22 protein-coding genes and 1 pseudogene are annotated in these 25329 nt (G+C 63.9%); 12 read left to right on the top strand and 11 right to left on the bottom strand.

All coding sequences use genetic code 11. The features are described from left to right. Window positions 1-30 precede the first annotated feature (30 nt). Together C2L64_RS25475 and hyi are read right to left on the bottom strand one after the other, a co-directional pair. Window positions 31-1341, bottom strand: a complete 1311-nt coding sequence (locus C2L64_RS25475; RefSeq protein ID WP_007577338.1) for an MFS transporter — start codon at window positions 1339-1341, stop codon at window positions 31-33. A gap of 128 nt (window positions 1342-1469) precedes the next feature. After that, entirely contained in the window at window positions 1470-2246 is a 777-nt protein-coding gene (gene hyi, locus C2L64_RS25480) for a hydroxypyruvate isomerase (RefSeq protein WP_007577341.1), read from the bottom strand. A 364-nt stretch (window positions 2247-2610) separates the two neighbouring features. On the opposite strand from hyi, the gene C2L64_RS25485 reads away from it, so the two are divergent. Both C2L64_RS25485 and C2L64_RS25490 read left to right on the top strand, forming a co-directional pair. Beyond that, window positions 2611-4635 carry a glycoside hydrolase family 28 protein gene (locus tag C2L64_RS25485; protein WP_007577343.1) on the top strand — a complete coding sequence of 675 codons (2025 nt, stop codon included), beginning with the start codon at window positions 2611-2613 and terminating at the stop codon, window positions 4633-4635. 234 nt (window positions 4636-4869) lie between these two features. Beyond that, window positions 4870-5643 (top strand): DUF4410 domain-containing protein, encoded by a 774-nt coding sequence (locus C2L64_RS25490; RefSeq protein WP_007577345.1) that lies wholly within the window; start codon window positions 4870-4872, stop codon window positions 5641-5643. Window positions 5644-5755: 112 nt separating this feature from the next. Here C2L64_RS25490 and C2L64_RS25495 read toward each other — a convergent pair whose 3' ends face one another. After that, entirely contained in the window at window positions 5756-6772 is a 1017-nt protein-coding gene (locus C2L64_RS25495) for a 1-aminocyclopropane-1-carboxylate deaminase (protein ID WP_007577347.1), read from the bottom strand. 157 nt (window positions 6773-6929) lie between these two features. On the opposite strand from C2L64_RS25495, the gene C2L64_RS25500 reads away from it, so the two are divergent. Next, window positions 6930-7439 carry an Lrp/AsnC family transcriptional regulator gene (locus tag C2L64_RS25500; RefSeq protein ID WP_007577351.1) on the top strand — a complete coding sequence of 170 codons (510 nt, stop codon included), beginning with the start codon at window positions 6930-6932 and terminating at the stop codon, window positions 7437-7439. 118 nt (window positions 7440-7557) lie between these two features. Further along, window positions 7558-9993, top strand: a complete 2436-nt coding sequence (locus C2L64_RS25505) for a hybrid sensor histidine kinase/response regulator (protein ID WP_103153724.1) — start codon at window positions 7558-7560, stop codon at window positions 9991-9993. A gap of 217 nt (window positions 9994-10210) precedes the next feature. Here the strand turns inward: C2L64_RS25505 and C2L64_RS54195 are convergent, their stop codons facing one another. The 3 genes and pseudogenes from C2L64_RS54195 to C2L64_RS25520 form a co-directional block, all read right to left on the bottom strand. Next, a complete protein-coding gene (locus C2L64_RS54195) occupies window positions 10211-10450 on the bottom strand; it encodes a hypothetical protein (RefSeq protein ID WP_165489454.1) in 240 nt (79 codons plus the stop codon). Between the two features lie 14 nt (window positions 10451-10464). Further along, a pseudogene (locus tag C2L64_RS56330) lies at window positions 10465-10910 on the bottom strand (endonuclease/exonuclease/phosphatase family protein); the annotation flags it as partial. Continuing rightward, on the bottom strand, window positions 10892-12466 hold the full coding sequence (locus C2L64_RS25520; protein WP_086908927.1) for an FAD-dependent oxidoreductase: 1575 nt from the start codon (window positions 12464-12466) through the stop codon (window positions 10892-10894). The pseudogene C2L64_RS56330 and the gene C2L64_RS25520, both read right to left, overlap by 19 nt. Window positions 12467-12709: 243 nt before the next feature. Between C2L64_RS25520 and C2L64_RS25525 the strand changes: the two genes are divergently transcribed. The 3 genes from C2L64_RS25525 to C2L64_RS25535 are packed head-to-tail and all read left to right on the top strand — an operon-like array spanning window position 12710 to window position 15125. Further along, window positions 12710-13861 (top strand): acyl-CoA dehydrogenase family protein, encoded by a 1152-nt coding sequence (locus tag C2L64_RS25525; RefSeq protein ID WP_007577362.1) that lies wholly within the window; start codon window positions 12710-12712, stop codon window positions 13859-13861. Between the two features lie 11 nt (window positions 13862-13872). Continuing rightward, window positions 13873-14472, top strand: a complete 600-nt coding sequence (locus C2L64_RS25530; RefSeq protein WP_007577364.1) for a class I SAM-dependent methyltransferase — start codon at window positions 13873-13875, stop codon at window positions 14470-14472. Then, window positions 14469-15125 (top strand): glycosyltransferase, encoded by a 657-nt coding sequence (locus tag C2L64_RS25535; protein ID WP_007577367.1) that lies wholly within the window; start codon window positions 14469-14471, stop codon window positions 15123-15125. Before C2L64_RS25530 ends, C2L64_RS25535 begins: the two co-directional genes overlap by 4 nt. A gap of 18 nt (window positions 15126-15143) precedes the next feature. Here the strand turns inward: C2L64_RS25535 and C2L64_RS25540 are convergent, their stop codons facing one another. After that, on the bottom strand, window positions 15144-15779 hold the full coding sequence (locus tag C2L64_RS25540) for a TetR/AcrR family transcriptional regulator (protein WP_007577369.1): 636 nt from the start codon (window positions 15777-15779) through the stop codon (window positions 15144-15146). An 85-nt stretch (window positions 15780-15864) separates the two neighbouring features. Here C2L64_RS25540 and C2L64_RS25545 point away from each other — a divergent pair, with 85 nt between their 5' ends. Further along, window positions 15865-16980 carry an MBL fold metallo-hydrolase gene (locus C2L64_RS25545; protein ID WP_007577373.1) on the top strand — a complete coding sequence of 372 codons (1116 nt, stop codon included), beginning with the start codon at window positions 15865-15867 and terminating at the stop codon, window positions 16978-16980. Window positions 16981-17662: 682 nt separating this feature from the next. On the opposite strand, the gene C2L64_RS53385 is transcribed toward C2L64_RS25545, so the two are convergent. Continuing rightward, complete coding sequence (locus tag C2L64_RS53385) at window positions 17663-18076, bottom strand: hypothetical protein (RefSeq protein WP_131542726.1); 414 nt, start codon at window positions 18074-18076, stop codon at window positions 17663-17665. Here C2L64_RS53385 and C2L64_RS25550 point away from each other — a divergent pair. Both C2L64_RS25550 and C2L64_RS25555 read left to right on the top strand, forming a co-directional pair. Next, window positions 18063-18464 (top strand): RidA family protein, encoded by a 402-nt coding sequence (locus C2L64_RS25550; protein WP_009771635.1) that lies wholly within the window; start codon window positions 18063-18065, stop codon window positions 18462-18464. The genes C2L64_RS53385 and C2L64_RS25550 overlap by 14 nt on opposite strands. Window positions 18465-18540: 76 nt before the next feature. Next, window positions 18541-19410: an aldo/keto reductase gene (locus tag C2L64_RS25555; RefSeq protein WP_407671838.1), complete on the top strand. Its 870-nt coding sequence runs from the start codon at window positions 18541-18543 to the stop codon at window positions 19408-19410. 70 nt (window positions 19411-19480) lie between these two features. On the opposite strand, the gene msrA is transcribed toward C2L64_RS25555, so the two are convergent. The 3 genes from msrA to msrB are packed head-to-tail and all read right to left on the bottom strand — an operon-like array spanning window position 19481 to window position 22692. After that, complete coding sequence (msrA, locus tag C2L64_RS25560; protein ID WP_009771637.1) at window positions 19481-20218, bottom strand: peptide-methionine (S)-S-oxide reductase MsrA; 738 nt, start codon at window positions 20216-20218, stop codon at window positions 19481-19483. Window positions 20219-20267: 49 nt separating this feature from the next. Beyond that, window positions 20268-22112: a cytochrome c biogenesis protein DipZ gene (locus C2L64_RS25565; RefSeq protein WP_103153725.1), complete on the bottom strand. Its 1845-nt coding sequence runs from the start codon at window positions 22110-22112 to the stop codon at window positions 20268-20270. 46 nt (window positions 22113-22158) lie between these two features. Next, entirely contained in the window at window positions 22159-22692 is a 534-nt protein-coding gene (msrB, locus tag C2L64_RS25570) for a peptide-methionine (R)-S-oxide reductase MsrB (protein WP_009771639.1), read from the bottom strand. Window positions 22693-22883: 191 nt separating this feature from the next. On the opposite strand from msrB, the gene C2L64_RS25575 reads away from it, so the two are divergent. After that, the gene (locus C2L64_RS25575; RefSeq protein ID WP_009771640.1) at window positions 22884-23615 is read left to right on the top strand and encodes a response regulator transcription factor; all 732 of its coding nucleotides are present in this window, start codon (window positions 22884-22886) and stop codon (window positions 23613-23615) included. Then, window positions 23612-25129, top strand: coding sequence for a sensor histidine kinase (locus C2L64_RS25580; RefSeq protein WP_009771641.1), 1518 nt, complete (start codon window positions 23612-23614; stop codon window positions 25127-25129). Before C2L64_RS25575 ends, C2L64_RS25580 begins: the two co-directional genes overlap by 4 nt. Window positions 25130-25329 lie beyond the last annotated feature (200 nt).

The raw sequence follows: 25329 nt of genomic DNA on the forward strand, positions 1-25329 counted from the left end.
CCTTATGGGAGGTAGCAGGTATCCAGAAGATCAGCGGCCCGATGTCGGCTGCTCCGCCAGTTCCGCGGGCACGCCGACATGCGCGGACGACTCGCCGTGGGTGATCAGCTTCCACGCGACCGTCGCGCCGATGATGTCGAACAGCATCAGACAGACGAACAGCGGGTTATAGCCGAGAGTAGCCGCCAACGCGCCGACGATCAACGAGAAGATCATCCCGCCCAGCCAGCCGAACATGCCGGAGAGGCCCGTCGCGGTGCCGACTTCGTGCTGGCCGAACACGTCGGACGCGAGCGTGAACAGCGCGCCGGAAATCGCCTGGTGAGCGAAGGCGCCCATGCAGAACAGCGCGATCGCGACATACGGGCTGGCCGCGAGGCCGATGCACGCAGGGCCGACCATCAGCACCGCGCCGCAGATGATGACCAGCTTGCGCGACGTGATCAGCGACGCGTTGAAGCGGCGAATGAAGAACGGCGCGAGGTAGCCGCCGACCAGGCACCCGAGGTCCGCGGCGAGGAACGGCATCCAGCCGAACAGCGCGATCTCCTTCAGGTTCATGTGACGCACGGTGAACAGGTAGAGCGGAATCCAGAAGTTGAAGGTTTGCCATGCCGGTTCGGCGAGAAAACGCGGAATCGCGATACCCCAGAAGCGGCGCGTCGACAGCACGTGACGCCACGACGGACGCATCGTCGCGTCCTGCGTGGGCCGCTCCTGGCCAGACAGAATGTATTGACGCTCGTCCGTCGAGAGATTCGGATGATCTTCGGGCTTGCGGAAGAACACGAGCCACAGCGCCACCCAGATAAACGCCGAGCCGCCCGTGACCACAAAGGCCATTTGCCAGTTGAACGTGAGGATGCAGTACACGACGAGAGGCGGTGCGAGCATCGCACCGATCGACGTGCCCGTGTTGAGCCAGCCTGTCGCGATCGAACGTTCTTTCGCCGGGAACCATTGGCTGATCGTCTTCATGCCCGCCGGAAAAATGGCCGCTTCGCTCATGCCGAGCAGGCCGCGGAAGAACGCCAGCGACGTCCAGCCGGTGGCAAGACCGTGCAGCATGTTCGACGCGGCCCAGGCGATCGCGAAAATCGCAAAGCCGATCTTGAGACCGACGAAGTCGAGGATATAACCCGCAACGGGCTGCATCACCGTGTACGCGCCCTGGAACGCCGCGACGACATACGAGTATTGCTGCGTCGTCATGTGCAGCTTTTCGGTGAGCGTCGGGGCGGCGACGGACAGCGAGCTGCGCGCGAGATAGTTGAAGACGGTCCCGAGCATGATGAGCCCGATGATCCACCAGCGTAAACCTTTGATCGTATGGCGTTGCACTGCATGTCTCCTACGGATGACGGCCATCGCGTGTCGCTTGCGATGCCGTCTGGATGAGTCTGTGTATGGTTGGCGCGAGGTTGTGACTGCTGCGGCTTGCGCCGCGCCGCAGCAGCGTGATCAGGCAATCAGAGGTAGGCAGCCGTCCAGCCGAGGCCCGCTGCCGTGGTCGTGGCGGGCTTGTACTCGCAACCGACCCAGCCGTCATAGCCGATCGTGTCGAGATGGCTGAACAGGAACGGGTAGTTGATCTCGCCCGTACCGGGTTCGTGGCGGCCGGGGTTATCCGCGAGCTGGATATGCGCGATACGCGGCAGATGCTTCTGGATGGTCGCGGCGACTTCGCCTTCCATCCGCTGCATGTGATAGATGTCGTACTGCAAATAGATGTTGTCGCCGCCAGCCTCGTCGATCAGATCGAGTGCCTGTTGCGTGCGGTTCATGTAGAAACCTGGGATATCGAACGTATTGATCGGCTCGACCAGCAGGCGGATGCCCGCCTGTTTCAACTTTGCCGCGGCGAAGCGCAGGTTGCCGACGAATGTCTCGCGAATCATGTCCTGATCGACGCCCGCTGGCGCGATGCCCGCCAGCACGTTCAGCTGCTTGCAACCCAGGGCGCGCGCGTAGTCGATCGCGGTGCCGACGCCTTCCTGAAACTCACCGACGCGCTCCGGCAGACACGCGATGCCGCGCTCGCCGCTAGCCCAGTCGCCCGCCGGCAGGTTATGCAGCACCTGTTCGAGGCCGTGCTGGTGAAGCAGCGCAGCGAGTTGGTCCTTTTCGTAAGCGTACGGGAACAGATACTCGACGCCCTTAAAACCGGCCTTCGACGCAGCGGCAAAACGCTCCGGGAAATCATGCTCGGTGAAGAGCATCGTCAGATTGGCGCAGAGTTTTGTCATGGCGTGTCTCGCTCCTGATGTCGGGCGGTGCTGCAAACGCATGGCCGGGCGAGGGCGCCGGATCATACGCGTTGGGGTTTTTCTATGTCAGACATCGTCGCTTTTGAGAAACAAGTTGTCAAGCAAATAGTGCGTTGTCTTAGGGGCATCCCTGGTTCGATAGGATTCGGTGAGAATGGCTACAAGCCGCTTGTAATCTCAATATGCGTGAATAAGACACGAATTTCTCGACCCGATAAAGTTGACGAATCACACTTGACACTTATCAAGTTGTTTTACAACAATGTCTCCGTCGCGATCCGGCAAAACGTACGGATTGCGCGAACGATCCCCATCGAAGCAGGCAGAGGACAAGGAGACATCGGTGACGACGCACAACAGAAGCAGTCGCGCGAACAGGGCAGGCTCGAGCACATCCTGGGCGGGTCAAGACGGTCCGCAATCGCCGCAACGGCGCACTTTCATCGCATTCGCGGGGGCGGCAGCGGGCGCGACGCTGCTCGGCGCGCTGCCCGGTTGCGGCGGCAATCAGTCGAATTCAGCAGCGCCAACGGCAAACAGCGACCCGATCTGGGGCAGCAATGGCGCTGCCGAGCAGATCATCGCGTCGCTGCAGAAGGTCTCGCAGTCGATGTTTCCGTCCGTCGATTTCGTCGTCACCAGTTATGGCGCGCAGCCTTGTGGCGTGATTGCCGCGACTAATCCGTATGCCGCTTCGACGTCGTCGCCCACGAGTCCTGGCGCCGACCAGACCCACGCGCCCGGATCGTTCGATTCGCGTCCCGCGTTCCTTGCCGCCATCGCTGCATGCAGCGCGGCAGGCGGTGGGCGTGTCGTGGTGCCGTCAGGCACGTGGTATTGCGCGGGACCGATCGTGTTGCAGAGCAATGTGAACTTCCATCTGGGCGCGAACTGCACGATCTATTTCAGCCCGAATCCTGCCGACTACGCGAACGACGGTCCCGTCGACTGCGCATCGAACGGCAAGCTCTATTACAGCCGCTGGCAGGCAAACGATTGCCTGAACTTCGGCGCGCCCGTCTATGCCCGCAACCAGACCAATATCGCGATCACGGGCGAGGGCGCGACCTCCGTGCTCAACGGCCAGGCAATGACGCCGTTCACGGGCAGCGGCAGCACGAGCACTTGCTGGTGGACCTGGAAGGGCACGAAGAACGCCTATGGCTGCACCGGCCCGACGACGCCTTCGCAGGCCTACGCGAACCCGAGCAACGTCGATCTGAAAACGGTCGCGCCCGGCATATCGGATGCGCTCTATGCGCTATTGACCAGCACCGCGACACCCTGGCAGCAGGACCAGAACTATCTGCCGGCGCTATCGGAAGCGGGCGTGCTCGTCGAGAAACGGATTTTTGGCCTCGGGCATTATCTGCGGCCGTGCATGGTCGAGTTCCTCGGCTGCACGAACGTGCTGATGGAGAACTACCGCACGAACAACACGCCGTTCTGGCAGCACCATCCGACTGACTGTGCAAACGTCGTGATACGCGGCGTGACGGTGGACAGCATCGGCCCGAACAACGACGGCTTCGATCCCGACGCCTGCAACAACGTGCTGTGCGACGGCGTCACGTTCAACACGGGCGACGACTGCATCGCGATCAAGTCCGGCAAGGCGCTCGACACCACATACGGCCCCGCGCAGAACCACGTGATCCAGAACTGCACGATGAACAGCGGCCACGGCGGCATCACGCTGGGCAGCGAAATGGGCGGCGGTGTGCAGAACATCTATGCGCGCAACCTGCAGATGCTCAACCAGAACTGGCAGACCAATCCGCTGAACATCGCGATCCGCATCAAGACGAACATGAATCGCGGTGGCTATGTGAAGAACTTCTACGTCGATAACGTCACGTTGCCTAACGGCGTCAATCTCACGGGCGGCGGCTATGGCAGCGCGTTGCTGGCGGGCAGCCCGATCAATGCGACGGTGCCACTTGGCGTGGAGACGGCGTCTGCCGCCAACCCTTCGGCGGCGCAGGGCGGGCTGATCACATTCGATTGCGACTATCAGCCCGCCAACGACGCCGTGCGCACACGCCCCGCGCTCGTGCAGAACGTGAACATCTCCAACGTGACGGCGAGCAACGTAACGGTAAACGGCGTAACGGCCTCGTGCTTCCAGGCGATCGTCGCGCAGGGCCCCGTCGCGTTCGACTACAACGGTCCCGCGCCGACGCCCGCGATTCCACCCATCTCGGGCGTCACGATCACAAACTGCAATCTCGGCACGCCTGTATGCAATGGCACGGCAAGCTCGACCACGCCGGGGCCGATCTACGCGTACAACGTGAACGCGATTTCGCTGTCCAATGTGACGATCGGCGGGACGGTCTACAACACCTCGGTCGTGGACTCGCGATGAAGCTCGAAACGCCCGTCGTATAAGGCTTTTAGCCGCATGACATGAGTCGACATAATTCGTCGATAGCCATCATTCGGGCGCTCTTCCATACTGCGTTCCGCGTGCAGAGCTAACCGAACACAACAACAGAACGACACCGGCGATTCACGCACCCGTGACATCGCCGATGTTGCTTCGAGTGAAGCCAAATATCGGACGATCTGCTTAATCTTCTGACCGATGACAGGACTTCACATGTTTGCAGCTCTCAACTCCGTTCGTGGCAAGACCCTTCGCAGCGCTTCCGCTGCACTCGCATTCAGCGCGCTGCTGCTGAGCGGCTGCGCCGCAGCCAGCGTCACGAACACCGCCCAATATTCGACGCTCACGCAACCGAACCCGCAGAACGTCTATGTCTACACGTTCGCGAGCAACCCGGAATCCGTGAAGCTCGACAACAGCGGCCTCATTCACAAACTGAGCGCAAGCTTCTCCGGTTCGTCGCAAACGTCGCAATCGTCGCAGACGCAGGAAGCAACCGCCGCCAGCGACACACTGACGGATGAAGTCGTCGCGAAACTCCAGTCGATGGGCATGCACGCGATCCGCACCGACGCACCGCCGCCCGCTGACCAGAACGTGCTGATCGTCGAAGGCGCGGTCGGCTCGATCGATGCGGGCAACCATCGCCGCCGCACGCTGATCGGCCTCGGCGCCGGCAAGAGCGAAGTGACAGCGCACGTGCAGGTGCTGTACAAGCCGGCAGGCGGCATGCCGCAACTGGTGCAGACGTTCGACGCCGACGCGAACAGCGGCCATATGCCGGGTGTCGCGGAAACGGCGGGCGTCGGCGCAGTGGCGGGACATGTCGCGACATCGGCGGCGGTTGGCGGCGCGCTGCATGTCGGCTCGGAGCACAAGAACGATACCGTCACGAGCGACGCGAAGAAACTGGCCGACTCGGTGGCGAAGCAGGTTGCGCAGATCGGCGTCGCGCAAGGATGGATGTCGGGCGACCTGGTGAAATAACGGGGGAAAAAACGGGGGAATCGAGGCCGCGTATTTTCGCGGCCTCGGTGCGAGGAGACGGGTGGCGATGCCCCGATACGTTGCGGCATCGCCATTTGTTTTTGTACCGCGATCAGCCTTCGCGGAACAGGAAGCTATAGGCGTTCAGCGCGGGCACGCCGCCCAGATGCGCATACACCACCTTCGAGCCTTCCGGAAATTCGCCGCGCCGCACCTTGTCGATCATCCCGTGCATCGACTTGCCTTCGTAGACGGGATCGGTCATCACACCTTCGAGCCGCGCGCACAGGCGGATCGCTTCGAGCGTGCCTTCGTTCGGCAAGCCGTATTCTGGGCCGCCGTAACGCGTGTCGAGCACGACGTCCTGCGCGGTGATGTCGCGGCCCAGATTGACCAGTTCGGCCGTGCGCTTCGCGATGCGTGTGATCTGCTCGCGCGTCTGTTCCGGTTTCGCCGAAGCGTCGATGCCGATCACGCGGTCCGCGCGCCCGTCCGCCGCGAAGCCGACCACCATCCCAGCCTGCGTGCTGCCCGTCACCGAGCACACGACGATGTAGTCGAACTTGAAGCCCAGTTCCTCTTCCTGCTGCCGCACTTCCTCCGCGAAGCCGACAAAGCCCAGTCCGCCGAGCGGATGGTCCGAGCAGCCGGCGGGAATCGCATACGGCTTGCCGCCTGCCGCGCGCACGCTGTCGAGCGCGTCTTCCCAGCTCTTGCGAAAGCCGATGTCGAAGCCGTCGGGCACCAGCCGCACGTCCGCGCCCATGATGCGCGACATCTGGATATTGCCGACGCGGTCGTACACGGCGTCGGAATAGTTCACCCAGTTCTCCTGCACGAGCACGCACTTCATGCCCAGATGCGCAGCGACGGCGGCCACCTGGCGCGTCTGGTTCGACTGGATGCCGCCGATCGACACGAGCGTATCGCAGCCCTGCGCGAGCGCCTCGGGAATCAGGTATTCGAGCTTGCGCGTCTTGTTGCCGCCGAACGCGAGCCCGCTATTGCAGTCCTCGCGCTTCGCGTATAGCTGGACCTTGCCGCCGAGATGATCGGAAAGGCGCGCAAGCGGCTGGATCGGCGTCGGCCCGAAGGTGAGGGGGTAGCGGGGGAAACGTTGCAGGTTCATGGTCGAGGTCCGTTGTCTGGGAGGGCGCGAACGGTGCCGCGCTGACAGACATGATAGGAAAGACCCTGCGAAATGAGCTTGCGAAATAATTCGGTCAAAGCTACTTTAAAAAACGAATCCAAGCCATTAAGCCTTTGTTAGTTTCTTAAGATAAGCCATGTGCGCAACAAAATTACGCAACCAATCTGCCGAAGAAGCCACGCCGCTGTCGCAACTCGACCGCATCGATCGCGCGATCCTCAAGCAGCTCCAGCAAGACGCGTCGATCTCGAACGTCGCGCTGGCGGCGAAGGTGAAGCTGAGCGCGCCCGCGTGCCTGCGGCGCGTCGAGCGGCTCAAGGAAATGGGACTGATCCGGGCGACGGTCGCGCTGCTCGATCCGAAAGCGCTCGGCGCGGGGATGCTGGTGGTGATCGGCGTCGTGCTCGACCGCTCGACGCCCGAAACCTTCGCCGCGTTCGAAAAGGCCGCGCAAAAGGTGTCGGGCTGCATGGAGTGCCATGTCGTGACGGGGGAGTTCGATTACTTCATGCTCGTGCGCACGCGCGACAGCGAGAGCTTCAACCGGCTGCACGCGGAGCAATTGCTATACCTGCCGGGCGTGCGGCAGATCCGCAGCTTCATGGTGCTCAAGGAAATCCTGTCGACGACGAAGTTTCCGTTCTGAGGTGTTCGAAGTCGCGCCAAAAGCGCAGGCATAGGGTTTGATCAGGGTTTGATCGGCATGCCGACAGCCTGGCGGTGCTTATACAATGACCGCGCAGAGAGAGGCCATATAACAGGCGATGAGCGACGACGACAAGGACATCGGCAGCGCGGCGGGCGACGACGCGAAGCCGCCTGAACCGCACGCGGACGAAAGCGCCGCGGCGAGCGGGACGACCGCGCGCGCCGCCAACTTCAGCAGCGAATGGCTCCGCCTGTGGGCCGAATCCACCACCGACTACTCGATCTTCGCGCTCGCGCCGAACGGCATAATCATCAGCTGGAATCGCGGCGGCGAGACGATCCAGGGCTACCAGCCCGACGAGATTCTCGGCCAGCACGTGCGCGTTATGTACACCGACGAAGACCAGCGCGCAGGCTTGCCGGAACTCGGCCTTCAGCGTGCCCGTGAAGACGGCCGCTACGAAATGGAAGGCTGGCGCTTGCGCAAGGACGGCAGCCTGTTCTGGGCGAACGTCATCATCACGGCGCTCTACGCACCCGACGGGGACCTGCTCGGCTATGGGCGCGTCGTGCGCGACATCAGCGACAAGAAGAACGCCACCGACGCCGCCCTCGAAAGCGACCGGAGCTTCCGGCTGCTGGTGCAGGGCGTGAACGACTACGCGATCTTCATGCTGTCTCCGGAAGGCTGCGTCACCAACTGGAATCCGGGCGCGCGGCGCATCAAGGGCTACACCGACGAGCAGATCATCGGCTCGCATTTCTCGTGCTTCTACACGCCGGAAGACGCCGCAGCGGGCGTGCCGCAGCGCGGCCTGCAAACGGCCGAGCGCGAAGGCCGCTGGGAAGCCGAAGGCTGGCGCGTGCGGCGCGACGGCAGCCGGTTCTGGGCGCATGTCGTGATCGACGCGATCCGCGACGAGAACGGCGTGCTGATCGGCTTCGCGAAGATCACACGCGACATCACCGAGCGCCGCCAGGCGGCCGAACTGCTCGACCAGACCCGTAACGCGCTGTTTCAGTCGCAGAAGATGGAAGCGCTCGGCAAGATGACGGGCGGCGTCGCGCATGACTTCAACAATGTGCTGCAGGTGCTGCGCGGCAATCTGGAACTGCTCGGCGCGCGCCACGACGATGCGTGGAGCCGGGCGCGCGTCGGCCGCGCGATCGAGGCCGTCGAGCGCGGCTCGAAGCTCGCGTCGCAACTGCTCGCGTTCGGCCGCCGCCAGGCGCTGCAACCCGTCACGAGCCATCTCGGCGACGTGCTGCACGGCATGGAAGACCTGCTGCGCCGCGCGCTCGGCGAGCGTGTGCAGGTGCGGGTTCATGAATCGCGTGCGAGCGGCGAGCTATGGAACGTGCTCGTCGATACGCATCAACTGGAAAACGTCGTGCTCAACCTGGCCATCAATTCGCGCGATGCCATGCCCGAGGGCGGCATGCTGACCTTCGGGCTGTCGAACGCGGTGCTGTACGCGCAAGCCGCCGTGGCCGCGCAGGTCGAGCCGGGCGAGTACGAGAAGATGACCGTCACCGATACAGGCGCGGGCATGAGCGCGGAAGTCGTCGAGCGCGCGTTCGATCCGTTCTTCACGACGAAGCCCGAAGGCGAAGGCACAGGGCTGGGCCTGAGCATGGCCTATGGCTTCGTGCTGCAAAGCGGCGGGCACATCGAACTGGCGAGCACGCCGGGCGTTGGCACGACGGTGACGATCTATCTGCCGCGCTCGACGGACGCGCTTATCGAGCGGCCTGTCGCTCAAGCCAAGCCCGAGTCCGAGGAAGCGCTGCGCGGAGGCGAAACCGTGCTCGTCGTCGAAGACGACCGGCGCGTGCAGCTGACCGTTGTCGACATGCTGTCGCAACTCGGCTACGGCGTGCTGACGGCGAACGACGCGACGGAGGCGCTGACCGTTTTGCGCAGCGGCGCGAAGGTCGAGCTGCTGTTCAGCGATGTCGTGATGCCGGGCCCGCTGCTGAGTCCCGAGATGGCGCGTCAGGCGCAATTGATGCGGCCGTCGTTGAAGGTGTTGTTTACGTCGGGCCACACGCGCGACACGATGGGCCTCGACGCGCAGCTGCGGCGCGGCGCCGATCTGCTGCAAAAGCCGTATAGCCGTTTGCAGCTCGCGCGAAAAATACGCGACGTGTTCGACGGCACGGCGCGCACGACGCACGACGCGGCGCAGCATGATACGCCGCGCAAGCTGCACATTCTCGTCGTCGAAGACGACCGGGACGCCCGCGATGCGCTGTGCGAGCTGCTCGGACTGCTCGGTCACACCTGGGACGCAGTGGCCAACGCAGAGGAGGCGCTGAAACGCCTGCAACTGCATCCGTTCGATGTGCTGCTGACCGATCTCACGCTGCCCGGCATGTCCGGCCTCGACCTTGCGCGCGCGGCGGTCGCGATGCACGCCGCGCAGCACGTAGTGTTCTCATCCGGTCACGGTGCGCCGTTGCACGACGAATCGCTGCCGTTCACCTGGACGGCGTTGCGCAAGCCTTATTCATTCGATCAACTGAAGGCCGTGCTCGACGCGCAACATTGACGCGGGACAGTTCGCTTCCCGCGGTTCATCCGTCGCTTTCGCGTGCTGCTTCGGGCTGAGCGCGGCGTCGAAGGGCGTATGGAGCGACCCGTCGAACGGTACGTCGAAAGGCACACCGAAAGGCACGTGTAAAGTCAGTTGCCCAAAAACAAACGCAGCGCGCGGCATGACACCGTGCGCTGCGTTCTTCCTTACGTCTCCGTCAGTTCGCTAGACGTTAGCGGGAGCCTTCCGCATCGTCCTCTTCTTCATCGTCCAGGTCGTCGTCGAGATCGTCGTCATCGTCGAGCGTGATCCGACCCATGCCGACGCCCGCATCCTTATCCGCATACGGTTGACGTGGGGCGTTTTCGTCCGGGGCGTAATTCTTTCTGACCATTGGCAGCTCCATGAAGAAAGTTGAACGAACCCGCAGAGCGCGCAAGCGATGCGCCTGCGCTTCACCGCGAACTTCCAATGATGCTCCCGTGCGATCCGCGCGACCAGTGGTATGTGATCGAATGTGACACGTGCGAGCGTGCTGCGGTGCACCGTCACGTCGATCAGGCGGCCGGCGGGGTGCATCCAGATGCGGTCGAGCGCGATGGAAAGGTGCGAGGGGCCGGGGCCGCCTGAAAATGGGTGACGAGCATGGGCAACGCGTGGCCCCAGACGAACCACGCGTTGAGGTGAACCACCCGTTGAGGTCGCCCATCAGCAGCACGGGCATGCGCGGTGTATCGAAAATGCGGAAATCAGTGCGCGAATCCCAGATGTGTCGCGACCACACGGAGCGCCGAGCCGGGGCCGTCCGTTTCCACATCGATGTCGAGCGCGCCGCGGGCCGCTCGCGTGCCGAACGACAGATCGAGCGAACGCGCCGCGCAGATCGGCCACCGGCCGAGGATCGCGTTTCCGTTCACGCGGATTCGGCAATCTTCATCGCGTCGGCGAGACTCAATGAATCGCGCATTGCTTCCACGAGCATGCCCGTCTGTTTCTCGCGATTGCAGCCGACAGCAGCAACCAGCTTTCCCTTCTCGCCGAGCAGCGCGATAAATTCGAACGTATCTGGCGTTCCGGTGAACTTCGTTTGATCCCAGTGTTTCGCGTGACCGAGATACTCGAACGTCTTGCCGAAGTGATACGTCCAGAAGTACGGCACGTACGGTTCCTTTGGCGGGATGCCGAGCATCGCGTGCGCCGCAATGCGCGCATGCTGTTGCGCGACGCGCCAGTGCTCGATCCGCACACGCTCGCTGCCGTGCGACGGCAACTCGAAGCGCGCGATGTCGCCCGCTGCATAGAGACCGTCGGCTGCGCGCATCGATGCATCGACGTTGATGCTCCTGTCGTCGTTGCGCTTCACGCCTTCGATGAAATCCGTCGCCGGCGTCACGCCGATACCCGCGACGATGAAGTCGCACGCTACCGCTTCGCCGTTATCGAGCGTCACGCTTAGTGCGCCGTCCGCGTCGCCCGAACCGACGGAACGCGCGTGATGGCCCATCCGGATGCGCACGCCATGCGCTTCATGCAGGCGCATGAACAGCCTGCCGAGTTCCGTGCCGAACTGCTTTTCGAACGGTACGTTGCCGGGCGATACGACCGTCACGCGCAGCTTGCGCTCGCGCAGCGCCGACGCGACTTCCAGCCCGACGAAACTCGCGCCGAGCACGAGCGCGTGCTGCCCTTGCCCAGCCGTCTCGACGAGATGTCGCGCGTCGTCGCGATTGCGCAGCAGGCAAATGCGCGACTTCACGCCGGCTGCATCGCTGCCTTGCAATGAAAGCCGCTTCGGTATGCCGCCCGTTGCAACGAGCGCCGCGTCGTAGTGAATCGACGGTGCGCTGCCGATATCGATGCGCCGTGCCTTTGCATCCAGCGCGGCGACCTCGGCCTGAATCACGTCGATCGAGTGAGTGGCGAAGAAGTCGTCGGGCAGCAGCGACGGAATGTCGTCGGGCGACATCTCGCCGGACGGCACGAATTTGCTCAACACGGTGCGGTCATACGGCGTGCGCGGCTCGCGATCGAGCAGCGCGATGCGTCCCGCAAAGCCCGCTTCGCGCAGCGCCGCGCAGGCGGCCGCTCCCGCCGCGCCGGCGCCGACGATTGCAAACGTGCGCCTGTCCGCCGCCGTGGACGTGGTTGGTTTCGACGGCTCTGGCGTGCTGTCGACGAGCACGTCGTCCTGTTCGATGCGCACCGGATAGCGCGTCAACGGCAACAGCGCGGGCGGTTCGACGAGCGCGCCTGTTGCGATATCGAAGGTTCCCTTGTGCCACGGACAAATGAGCCTCCCGTTGCATAGCGCGCCCTGTTCGAGCGGCGCGCCCGCATGCGGACAGTCGGCGCTGTACGCATGCACGGCGTCGCCGTGGCGTATCAGCAGGATCGGCGTGCCGTTCACCTCGACGCGCTTCATGCCGTTGTCGGCGAGATCGGAGAGCAGGGCGACCTTTTGCATATCGGCGTTCGTGTTCGTGGCCATTGTTTTCCTCGTGGAGACCGGCCGCGCGGCGCATGCGATGCGCGGCGCGTGAAAGGCGTTTGCTTTCACGGGTGCAATCGGCATGCCGTCTCGCGCCTTGTTTCAGGAGACAGCTTACGTCGGAACGGCGCAGGTGGCCTCGCATGGGCATGCCGCTTGCGTCGTCGCTCGGAACGCACCTGTTTGATCGACGGATGCCACGTTGGACCCAACACTCTCCCAAGCTTTGCCATGGAGGTTTGCATGAACGATATCGGCCACGATCCCCTGCGGCGCGCCGCGCCCGCTGCGTGGTACATCAACAGCGGACTGCGTCTGTCTGACGAGGAACCGGACGCCGACATCGAGCCGAAACGCTATGCGCTCGTTCCTGCCCTCGAGCGTTATCTGGCGAACGTGCGCTTCGGCGACGAGCAGGCGGCCAGCCGCGCGGCCACGCTCGATGCCTTGCGCGCGCGCGGCATGGACTGGCTGCCGCTGCCGGGCCGTGGCGAAACGGCGACGCGCTGGCGCGGTCTCGCGGCCGTTGCGGCATGCGACCTGTCGCTGGTGAAGCTCTACGAAGCGCACACCGACGCGCTCGCCATCCTCGCGGAACTGGGCCGCACCGAACTCGCGGACGACGGCAACTGGGCCGTGTGGGCCGCCGACCCGCCGAACGCGAAGCTGATCGCGCATGCGGCGGGCGGTAACGCGCTGACGCTCGAAGGCACCAAGCCCTGGTGCTCGGGCGCGCCGCATGTCACGCATGCGTTGGTCACGGCATGGCGCGGCGACGAGCCGGTGTTGGCTGCCGTCGAACTGTCGCAGCCGGCGATCGCCATCGATCCGGGCGGCTGGCAAGCCGTCGGCATGCGCGCGACGGGCACGAGCAGCGTGCGCTTCGATGGCGCGCGCGCCGTGCAGGTCGGCAACGCCGGCGCGTATCTGTCGCGTCCGGGCTTCTGGCATGGCGGCGCCGGCATTGCAGCCTGCTGGTACGGCTGCGCGGCGGCGCTTGCGTCGATCCTGCGCGACAGCGTCAAGCGTCACGAAGATCCGCACGCGTGCGCGCATCTCGGCGCCGCCGATGCCGAGCTATCCGCCGTGGCCGCGCTGCTGCGCGAGTCGGCCGCATGGATCGACGGGCATCCGCGCGACGATGCGCAGCAATGCGCGCTGCGCGTGCGTGTCGCCGTCGAACAGGCGGCGGAGCAGGTGATGCAGCACGTGTCGCGCGCGCTTGGCGCTGCGCCGTTCTGCACGGACCCGTGGTTCGCGCGTGCGATCGCCGATCTGCCCGTGTTTCTGCGGCAGAGCCATGCCGAGCGCGACGAGTGCGCACTCGGCCGGACGCTGCTCGACGACGAACCAGGCGAAACCTGGAACCTTGGACTTCATGCTGGACGCGACTGAGGTTCACACGCATGTCTTTCCCCGCCGCCTATTTCGACGATCTGTACCGACAGGACGACGATCCCTGGGACTATCGCGCGAGCTGGTATGAGCGCCGCAAGCGTCTGCTGACCATCGCGGCGCTGCCGCGCGAGCGCTATCGGTCGGGCTTCGAGCCGGCCTGTTCGAACGGGGAATTGTCGGCGCTGCTCGCGCAGCGTTGCGACGGCCTGTACGCGTGCGACATCAGCGACCATGCCGTGCGTCTTGCGCGCGAACGTCTCGCAGGTGTGCGCAACGTCACCGTCGAGCAGCGCGCGATGCCGGACCAATGGCCCGACGCGAGCTTCGATCTGATCGTGATCGGCGAGTTGTGCTATTACCTGTCGCGCGAAGCGACGGCGGAGCTTGCGCAGCGCGCGTGCGCGTCGTTGACGGCGGACGGCACGCTGGTCGCGTGCCACTGGCGTCATCCGTTCGAAGGCAAGCTGCAAACAGCCGACGATGTACACGCGCGCTTCGACGCACTGCCCGCGCTGAACCGCCTCGTGCAACATGCGGAGCACGATCTGCTGCTGGACGTGTGGTCGAAGGATGGGCACTCGGTTGCGCAATACGAGGGGCTCGCATGATCGGCATCGTGATTCCCGCGCATGACGAAGAGGAACTGCTTGCCGATTGCCTGCAGGCGGCGCGGATCGCGGCTGCGCATCCAGAATTGCGCGGCGAGACGGTGAGAATCGTCGTTGCGCTCGATAGTTGCACCGACGGGTCCGAGTCGATTGCGCGCTGCTTCGACACGCACGCATTGACGCTCGATGTGCGCAACGTCGGCAAGGCGCGGGCCGCGGGCGCGGCGACGCTGATCGAACAGGGCGTGCGCTGGCTCGCGTTCACCGATGCCGACAGCCGCGTCGCGCCGGACTGGCTGGTCGCGCAACTCGCGCTCGATGCGGAAGCGGTGTGCGGCCCCGTGCTCATCGAAGACTGGCGCGAGCACGACGAACTGACCCGCGAAGCGTTTTGTCGCGCGTACATGAATGCGGATGGGCACCGGCATATTCATGGGGCGAATCTCGGCGTGTCGGCGCGCGCGTATTGCCGCGTCGGCGGATTTCCGCCGCTCACGTGCAGCGAGGATGTCGCGCTGGTGGGTTTGCTCGTCGAGACGGGCGCTCGGATCGCGTGGAGCGCGGCGCCGCGTGTCGTAACGAGCGCGCGGATTGCGTCGAAGGTGCGGGGTGGGTTCGGGGATACGCTGATGGGGCTGGCGGCGCATGAATGATGCGCGCGACGGACGAGATCAGGCCGTGCCGTTAGAACCCGTCACGTAGCGCGCCAGAAACATATCCGCCGATGACTCGGCGATGGTCTTTTGTTCGTCCGCTGTCAGCGACGGCTGGCCCATCGTCACCTGCGGCCAGAACGCAAAGCCTTTCACGAGACCATGCAACTGCTGCGCGGCGAACGCCGGGTCCGGGGTATCGAGCCTGCCATCGGCGGCGGCCGCGCGTATCCACACAGTCAGTCCTTCCTCGCGCTCACCGATGCGCGCCACCATGTCCCGCGCGCGCTCCGGCGAATGAATGCCCGCCGCGATCGCGACGCGCGCGAGCGACATGAACGCCTCGTCGTTCAACAGCCGCAGCTTCTGCGCGAGCAATTCGATCAGCTGAGGGCGCAACGGCTGGTCCGCGCGATAGCCGGGCGCATCGCCCGCCTTGCTGGCGTCCCATAGCTGCTGGAGGATCGCCGCAAACAGCGCCTCCTTGCTGGGAAAGTGGTTGTACACGGTGCGCTTCGACACGCTCGCGCGCGCGGCAATCCGGTCCATGCTGGTCGCGTCGAAACCGGCCGCGCGAAATTCGTCGATGGCCGCTTCGATGACGGCCGCGCGCTTGCGATCGGTCAGACGGGGAAGGGTGGTGCTGTCGTCCATCTTTTAATTTTACACCGGTGGGTTTACTTTTTGAGATAATAAACTACACTGTGCAGTCTACCTTCTGTCTCGAGTGACGCTTCGCATGAAATCGATCATCGGCTCCATCAGTCAGGTTTTGGGATTCACGGCGGCGCAGCGCAGCCGCGTGTTGTCGAGCACGTCGCCGCAGCATGATGGCGAGCACTTTCGCAACGTGAAGCCGCGTCCCGTCGAAGGGTTGGGCAAGACGCTGCGAATTGTGTGGAACGTGCTGCTCAACAAGCCTCGCGGCACCGAGCCGTCCGGCGCGCTACCCGTCGATGCGCTCACGCGCGCAGACCTCGACGCCGCGCCGGACCGGAGCCTTTTCCGCCTCGGTCATTCGACGATGCTGCTCAAGCTGCGCGGCCAGTTCTGGCTGACCGATCCGGTGTTTGCGGAACGCGCGTCGCCGTTCAAACGGATGGGGCCGAAGCGTTTCCATGCGCCGCCGATTGCGCGTGATGCGTTGCCGCCGTTGCGCGGCGTGATTCTGTCGCACGATCACTACGATCATCTGGATCGCGAGACGGTGCTTGCGTTGGCTGAAACGACGGGCGTGTTTTTGACGCCGCTTGGGGTTGGCGACCGGCTGATCGAGTGGGGCATCGATGCGTCGAAGGTGCGGCAGTTCGACTGGTGGCAGGGTGTGGAGATCGACGGTGTCCAGTTGACGGCGACGCCTGCGCAGCATTTCTCGGGGCGTAGTCTGTTCGATGGGAATAGCACGTTGTGGGCGTCGTGGGTGATCGTCGATGGTGATCTGCGGGTGTTCTTTAGCGGTGATACCGGTTACTTCGATGGCTTCAAGGCGATTGGCGAGCGGCTCGGGCCGTTTGACGTGACCTTGATGGAGACGGGCGCGTATGACGCGCAGTGGCCTTACGTGCATATGCAACCCGACCATACGGTGCAGGCGCATGTCGATCTGCGTGGTCGCTGGCTGGTGCCGATTCATAACGGGACATTCGATCTGGCGATGCATCGGTGGCAGGAGCCGTTTGAGCGTGTCGTGGGACTTGCCGCTGCGCGGGGTATTGCGCTTTCGACTCCCCGGATGGGCGAGAGGGTTGATCTGGGTGCGCCGCATCGCGGGGAGCGGTGGTGGCGGGATGTTGTTGAGGTTGATGCGCCTAAGGCGGCGCGGCGGTTTTTTTGTCGGGCTGCTAGCGTGGAGTGAATTTTTTTTGTCTGCGACGCTGGGGTGGGTTGCTTTGGTTTTGCGCTGGCATTCGCCGTTTGCCCTCGTGGTGCGGGCGGTTTGGTTTGTTCTTTCGCGGGCATCCGCGTTATGCCTTCGTGCTTCTGGCGTTGCGGTTCGTTGTATCAGCCTTTGTGCTGGCATCCGCGCTTTGCCTTCGTGCTTCAAGCGTCGCCCCTGTGCGGGGCGGCACCTACTTTTCTTTGCCGCCGCAAAGAAAAGTAGGCAAAAGAAAGCGGCTAACACCGCTAGTCCTAGTTTTTGCCTGAGGGCCCCTAAACGGTCTTATGCTTCACGCGGCAATCACGTGACCCATGTTCGTTGCCAACGCTCTTGCGGTGCGCCTCACCCGCTTCACGCACCCGCGCTTCACCATGCCGTGCCAGATATTCCACGGCCGCCCAGGTGGCAAACTGTGTGTAGGCCGTAGTGCTTCACACGCCTCACTCCGGACCGATAGCGCATGCGTTCCACCCTGTAAGAGCGCTACCCTGTTCGACGCGACAACCTACACACCGTTTGCCACCTGGGCGGCACAAACCATTCGCTGCCGCTCGCCCGTGCACGGGTATTTGAAGCGGGTGAGGCGCTCATTCAAAGCGTTGGCAATGCGGGCGGACAGATACGTTGCCGTGTGAAGTGCAGGACCATTTGGGGGCCCTCAGGCAGGAAGAAGGATTGGCGGTGTTAGCCGCTTTCTTTTGCCTACTTTTCTTTGCGGCGGCAAAGAAAAGTAGGTGCCGCCCCGCACAGGGGCGACGCCTGAAGCACGAAGGCAAAGCGCGGATGCCAGCGCAAAGGCCGATACAACCAACGGCAACGCCAGAAGCACGAAGGCAAAGCGCGGATGCCAGCGCAAACACCAAAACACCGAACGGCAACGCCAGAAGCACGAAGGCATAACGCGGATGCCACCGCAAAACCAAAGCAGACCACCCCAAGCGTCGCAGACAACAACAAAAACCAAAACCCACCTGCATAACAAAAAAATCCGCGCTAAGGTATGACCTTGCCATTCAACCAGCGCCGCAACCACCAAAACAAACCAGGAACCCAAAGCGATGACCGAACCCACTCAGTTCTGGATGATCGAAGGCGCGCCGACGCCGGTCGGCCCATTTTCCCATGCGACGGAATCAGGCGGCTGGGTCTTCGTCACCGGCCAGATGCCCACATCCCCGGAAGACGACACAGCCCCCTTACCCGAGGGCGTCGCCGCGCAAACCAAACGCGTCATGGACAACCTCGTGCTGGTGCTCAAGGGCATCGGTCTGGGCCTCGAACACGTCGTGTCGGCGCGTATCTTCCTCACTGAATTCAAACGCGACTACGCCGCGATGAACGCCGTCTACGCCGCGCATTTCCCGCCGGGACGGCTGCCTGCGCGCACCTGCGTCGGCGTAACAGGCCTCGCGCGCGACGCGCTAGTCGAGATCGACTTCATCGCGCGCCGACCGGGCTGACGCAACGTCAATGCGTTCTCGTCGACCATCCGCGCGCCGCGACTTCCTGCAACGCGCGCTAATGCTGCCGCTCGCGATGTCCGTCCCATCCCTCGGCGCCTCCCAGCAAAAATCAACGCCTGGCATGGAACGGCGCGCGATTCCATCAACGGGCGAGCCGTTGCCCGTCGTCGGCTGCGGCACGTGGCGCACCTTCGACGTCGGCGACGATCCGAACGGCCAGGCGCGGCTCGCCGAAGTGCTGAAAGTTCTGTTCGCAGCGGGCGGCTCGGCGATCGACTCATCCCCGATGTACGGCTCGTCCGAAGCCGTCGCGGGCACACTGCTCACGCGGCTCGACGCGCACAACAAGGCGTTCGTCGCGACCAAAGTGTGGACGCAAGGCAAAGCCGCAGGCATCGCGCAGATGGAAGAGTCGATGCGCCGCCTGCAACAACCGAAGATTGACCTGATGCAGGTCCATAACCTCGTCGACTGGCGCACGCAGCTCGCCACGCTGCGCGACTGGAAAGCGCGCGGGCGTATTCGTTATATCGGCATTACGCATTACACGTCAGGCGCGTTCGATGAAGTGGCGAGCGTGATGCGCAGCGAAAAGCCCGACTTCGTGCAGATCAACTACGCCGCCGACGATCGCGACGCCGAGCAGCGCATTCTGCCGCTGGCACGCGATCTCGGCATCGGTGTCGTGATCAATCAGCCGTTCGGCGGCGGCGGGTTACTGTCGCGCGTCGGCAAAACACCGCTGCCCGTGTGGGCCGCCGATATCGGCTGCACGACGTGGGCGCAACTGCTGCTGAAATTCGTACTCGCGCAACCCGCCGTCACCGTCGTGATTCCCGGCACGGGACGCCCCGAGTACATGGCCGATAACGTGCAAGCGGGCGTGGGCCCATACCCCGACAAGGCGATGTGCAAACGGATCGTCGAGGCCGTGGGCGGGTAAAACACGACGCAACCGCAACGCACCGCGCGGCCATATTGCAGGCCACATCAGGCCGCGCAGCGCGCCACCATCATGAAGCCGACGCCTTCAGCAACACAGGATCGTTGCGATAGACATCCGGGAACATCTTCTTCAGATAATCGATTTTCGGCAGATCGTTGATCGCGATGTACGGCGAGTCCGGATGCAGCACCAGATAGTTCTGGTGATACTGCTCGGCAGGATAGAAGCCCTTGAAGTCCTCGATCTTCGTGACGATCGGCGCGGAAAACACCTTCGCGCCGTTCAACTGCGCGATATAAGCCTGCGCGATGCCACGCTGCTCGGCATTTTGCGGAAACACCACCGAACGATACTGCGTGCCGTGATCCGGTCCCTGGTAGTTCAATTGGGTCGGATTGTGCGCGACCGAGAAGAAAATCTGCAGCAACCGGCCATACGTGATCTGCGTCGGGTCATACGTGATCCGCACCGACTCCGCATGCCCCGTGTCGCCGCCGCTCACGGTCTCGTACTGCGCGGTGTTCGCCGCGCCGCCCGCGTAGCCCGACGCGACCTGCTGGACGCCCTTGACGTGTTCGTACACGCCCTGAACGCCCCAAAAGCAGCCGCCCGCGAAGACGGCCGTTTCCGTGTGTACGCTGCCCGCTTTTTCGTCCTGCGCGGGCGGCGGAATCCGGACCGCCTGTTCCGCCGACGCAACGTGCTGCCACGCAATGGCGCCCGCGCCAATGACGACGCACGCCACGATCCTGCCCGCCGACGTGCGGGTCCAGCCCAATGCGCTTGTGATGAGTTTCTTGTTCACGGTGATAGTCCTCGAATAACAGGGTGATGTGCAGTCAGTCGGAATCCGGTTAGCCGAAGGTGAACGCGTACGCCTCGACACCCGGATCGAGAAACTCGATCTTGAAGGTGTGGTCGGCCACGTCGCCCGTCTGACGCACGAGCTGATAGAGACGCTGTTCCGTCACGACGCCCGTGCCGTCGGCGCCCACGTCGGTGCCGCGCGCATCGCCGGGCGTGGCGCCGTCGATCGTCACGCGAAAATGCACCGGCTTGCCGGCTGCGCCCGGCCCGAGCACCAGATGCAGGTCACGCGCATGGAAGCGATAGACGATGCGTCCGTTCGGCGCGGCGAGCGTCGCGTGCTCGGCGCCCACTTTCCACGTACCCGCGAGTCCCCAGTCGTTGACCTCGGGGCTCGACGGGGCGGCATAGGTGTGCGCGCGGTTCTCGGCTTCGCCGCCCGGCGATGCGAAATTCTCGGCACGCGCATAGCCGATGTACGTTTCCGGCGACATCATGTCGTTGCCGTCGGCGGCCGCCTCGACGCCTTTCGCGCGCTGCGTGAGACCCGTCGCCACCTGAGCCGCTTCCGGATGACCCGCTTCCACGAGCAGTTGCTGGATCACCTTCTCCGACTGTTCATACTCGCCTTCGCCGAAGTGATGATGACGCACACGCCCCTGCGCATCGACGAAATAGTGGGCCGGCCAATACTGGTTGCCGAACGCGCGCCAGATCGCATAGTTGTTGTCGATTGCGACCGGGTAATCGACGCCGAGATCGTGCGTGGCCTTCTTCACGTTATCGATATTGCGCTCGAATGCGAACTCCGGCGCATGTACGCCGATCACGACGAGCCCCATGTCGCGGTACTTCTGCGACCACGCCTTCACGTACGGCAACGTGCGCAGGCAGTTGATGCACGAATAGGTCCAGAAATCGACCAGCACGACCTTGCCCTTCAACTGCGCATTCGTGAGCGGCGGCGAGTTCAGCCATTGCACCGCGCCCGTCAGCGACGGCAGCGTGCCTTCGACGGGCAGCGGCGCGGCCGCAGCCGATGCGCGCATCATCGTGCCCGCGGGCGGTGTGACGTTGGCGGAGGCGGGCTGCACGTCGGCGGTCTTCATCATGGCGGAGCCATCGTTCGACGCATTCGCCGACATCATCGCGTCGCCGGCCGGTTTGCGCGGCGACAGGCTGTCCACGAGGTGCTGCTCGATGCCGCTCGTCGCCACCGTCGATACCTTCGTCAGCACGCCCGTATCGAGGCCGAGCGCGATCGCTGCGACGCCGCATAGCATCGCCACGCCGATTCCGCGCCGCACCCATTCGCCCGCGCCGAGCGAGCGCTTCATCGCCGTGAAGACGCGTCCGCCGATCAACAGCGCAATGGCCAGCGAGGTCGCCGCGCCCGCTGCATACGCGAGCAACAGAAAGGTCGTACCGATGCTCGCGCCGCGCAACGCGGCGCCCGTCAGTACGAGGCCGAGGATCGGGCCCGCGCACGGCGCCCACAGCAGACCCGTTGCGATGCCAAGCAGAAACGACGAACCAATACGCGACTGCTGGCCGTCCGCCTGCGCAAGCTCGGACAGCCGGTTGCCCGCGCTGACGAGCGGGTGCATCAAGCGGTCGGCGAGACGTGGCAGCAGCAGCGTGAGGCCGAACACGCCGAGCAGCACGATCGCGATCCAGCGGCCGTACTGGTTGGCCTGCGTGACCCAGCCGCCGCCGACAGCCGCGAGCGTCGCGACGAGCGCGAACGTGAGCGCCATGCCGCCGAGCAGAGGCAAGCCGGAGCGCGCGAACGGCTGGTCGGCGCGCGCGAAGACGAAGGGCAGCACGGGCAGAATGCACGGACTCAGGATCGTGAGCGCGCCGCCGAGGTAAGCGAGGACAATGAGTAACATGATCGTTGGGATGGTTGATCGTGCGAAATGGGGCTATGAAAAGATGTCAGGCGGCGCGCGGCGTGAAGGTCATCGCGAGCCCGTTCATGCAGTAACGCAAGCCCGTCGGCTTCGGGCCGTCGTCGAACACGTGTCCCAGATGGCCGCCGCAACGACCGCAATGCACTTCCGTGCGCACCATGCCCCATGAGCCGTCCTCGCGCGTCGCGACAGCATGATCGAGCGGCGCCCAGAAGCTCGGCCAGCCCGTATGGCTGTCGAACTTCGTGCTCGACGAAAACAGTTCGCGGCTGCAACCCGCGCAGGCGAACACGCCGCTGCGATGCTCGTCGTTCAGCGGGCTGCTGAACGGGCGCTCGGTGCCTTCCTCGCGCAGCACGTGGTATTGCGCAGGCGTGAGCTGCGCGCGCCATTGCGCATCGGAACGCGTGACTTCGAAGCGCGCGGGTGCGCCGCCCGCTGCGTCCTTCGCGTCCGCTGCGCCCGGCGTTCCCGCCGCAAACGCCCGCCAGTGCGTGAGCGCGGCCAGCGCAGCGAGCGCGCTGCCGCCCGATAACAGGAACCGCCTGCGGCTTTTCATCGTGTGCTCCTTGGTGCGACTCGATTGAATATGGCGTAGCGTAAGTCCGGTGTGATATCCGGGTCCTCACGAAAACTTAAATTAATTGTGATAACCCGGCGGCCGAAAATTCTGCACAATGTCAGTGCTGTAAACGTTGTATGACAGCGTTTAATCCCTGCATTCAATCCCACGTTGATTCAAGCCAGCCGATGGACCATCCGAAGCGCGTACTGATCGTCGAAGACGATGTCGACATAGCGAATGTGCTGAGCCTGCACCTGCGGGACGAACGCTACGAGGTCGTCCATAGCGCCGATGGCAACGAAGGGCTGCGGCTGCTGGAGCAGGGCAACTGGGATGCGCTGATCCTCGATCTGATGTTGCCGGGCGTCGATGGCCTGGAGATCTGCCGGCGTGCCCGCGCGATGGCGCGCTATACGCCCATCATCATCACCAGCGCGCGTTCGAGCGAAGTGCACCGCATTCTTGGTCTGGAGCTCGGCGCGGACGACTATCTCGCCAAGCCTTTTTCCGTGCTCGAACTGGTCGCGCGCGTGAAGGCGCTGTTGCGACGCGTCGATGCGATGGCGAAAGACGCGCGGATGGAAGCGGGCAGCCTGAACCTCGCCGGGCTGTTCATCGATCCGCTTACGCGCGAGGCGAGCGTCAACGGCAAGCGGATCGAACTGACGCCGCGTGAATTCGATCTGCTGTACTTCTTCGCGAGCCGCCCGGGCAAAGTGTTCTCGCGCATGGATCTGCTGAACGCCGTGTGGGGCTATCAGCACGAAGGCTACGAGCACACCGTCAATACGCACATCAACCGGCTGCGCGCGAAGATCGAGGCCGACCCCGCGCAGCCCACGCGCATCCTGACGGTGTGGGGACGCGGCTACAAGTTCGTCGCCGATCCCGCGGCGCACGAAGGAGACGCGTCGTGAATCTGTCGTTGACACAGCGGTTGTCGCTGGTGTTTTCCATACTGCTGCTCGCGTGCTGCGGCGCGTCGGCATGGCTGCAGATACGTTCGAGCGATCTGCACGAAAAGGAAGTGATCCAGAGCCTGTCGCGCGATCTCGCCTCGCACATCGCGCGCAGTCCGGCGCTGTCGGACGACAGCAACGACGGCTCGCGCAAGGACGCGTTGCGTGAGATTTTCGGGCAGTTGATGGTGGTCAATCCGAGCGTCGAGGTGTATCTGCTCGATCAGAACGGCCATATCGAAGGCGACGATGCGCCCGCCGGACATCTGAAGCGGATGCAGGTCGACGTGCGGCCGGTGCGCGAGTTCATCGCCGGCGATCCGCTGCCGATACTCGGTGACGACCCGCGCAGCGTCGACGGCCGCAAGGTGTTCAGCGCGGCGTTGCTGCCGCACGCGAGCAACCGGCCGCCCGAATACCTGTACGTCGTGCTGCAAGGTGAAGCGCACGATGCGCTCGCGGCGCGCGTCGCGGCAAGCTCCGTGTTGCGCACGACGTTGTGGTCGATGGCGGTCGTCGCGCTGCTCGGTCTGGTGGCGGGTTTGATGGCGTTCGGGCTGATCACACGGCCGCTGCGCCGTCTCACCGACGCGATGCGCAAGTTCGATGCGAATGGCGAGCCGGATACACAACCTTCGATTGCCAACGCGGCGCGCCCGTCGCCTTCGAATTCACGCGACGAAATCGCAACGCTCGAATCGACGTTCGCGCAGATGGCCGAGCGCATCGGCCAGCAATGGCGCGCGTTGACGCGGCAGGACCAGGAGCGGCGCGAACTGGTGGCGAACATTTCACACGACCTGCGTACGCCGCTGACTTCGCTGCACGGCTACCTGGAAACGCTGTCGATGAAATCGGACACGCTGAGCGATGCCGAGCGCAAGCGCTATCTGGCTATCGCGCTTGGGCAGAGCGTGAAGGTCGGCAGGCTTGCGCAGTCGCTGTTCGAGCTCGCGCGGCTGGAGCACGGCAACGTGCAGCTTGCGCTTGAGGATTTCTCACTGGTCGATCTGTTGCAGGATGTGTTTCAGAAGTTCGAGCTGTCTGCCGAAGCGCGGCATATCCAGCTGCGTGCGGGCATTCCGCCGCGTTTGCCTAACGTGACGGCGGACCTTGGGATGATCGAGCGCGTGCTGACCAATCTGCTCGATAACGCGATCCGTCATACGCCCGACGCGGGCGCTGTCGATGTTGATCTTGCGGTGCGGGACGGTAAGGTGTCGGTGACGGTGAGCGATACGGGGCCGGGCATGTCGGAAGAAGTGCGCGCGGGTCTGTTCCAGCGTGCGTTTACGTCGGGCGGCGCGCATCGCGGTGGGCTGGGGCTGCTGATCGTACAGCGGATGTTGCAGTTGCATGATAGCCAGATTCGGCTTGTTGAGCGGGATGGCGCAGGGACCGCGTTTTGTTTTGAATTGCATCCGGCGGGGAGTGTGCAGAAGGGGGGACGCGTGGTGGCGTCCGTGCAGTAGATTTTGCACGCAGGGGTTCGTGCGGAAGGTTTGGCGTTTTTGGGGTTTTCTGCCTTTGCGCTGGCATTCGCGAGGCGCTTGGCTTTTATGCCTCTGCGCTGGCATCCGCGTTATGCCTTCGTGCTTCACGCGTCGCCCCTGTGCGGGGCGGCACCTACTTTTCTTTGCCGCCGCAAAGAAAAGTAGGCAAAAGAAAGCGG

The organism is Paraburkholderia hospita, assembly GCF_002902965.1.
Classification (GTDB): domain Bacteria; phylum Pseudomonadota; class Gammaproteobacteria; order Burkholderiales; family Burkholderiaceae; genus Paraburkholderia; species Paraburkholderia hospita.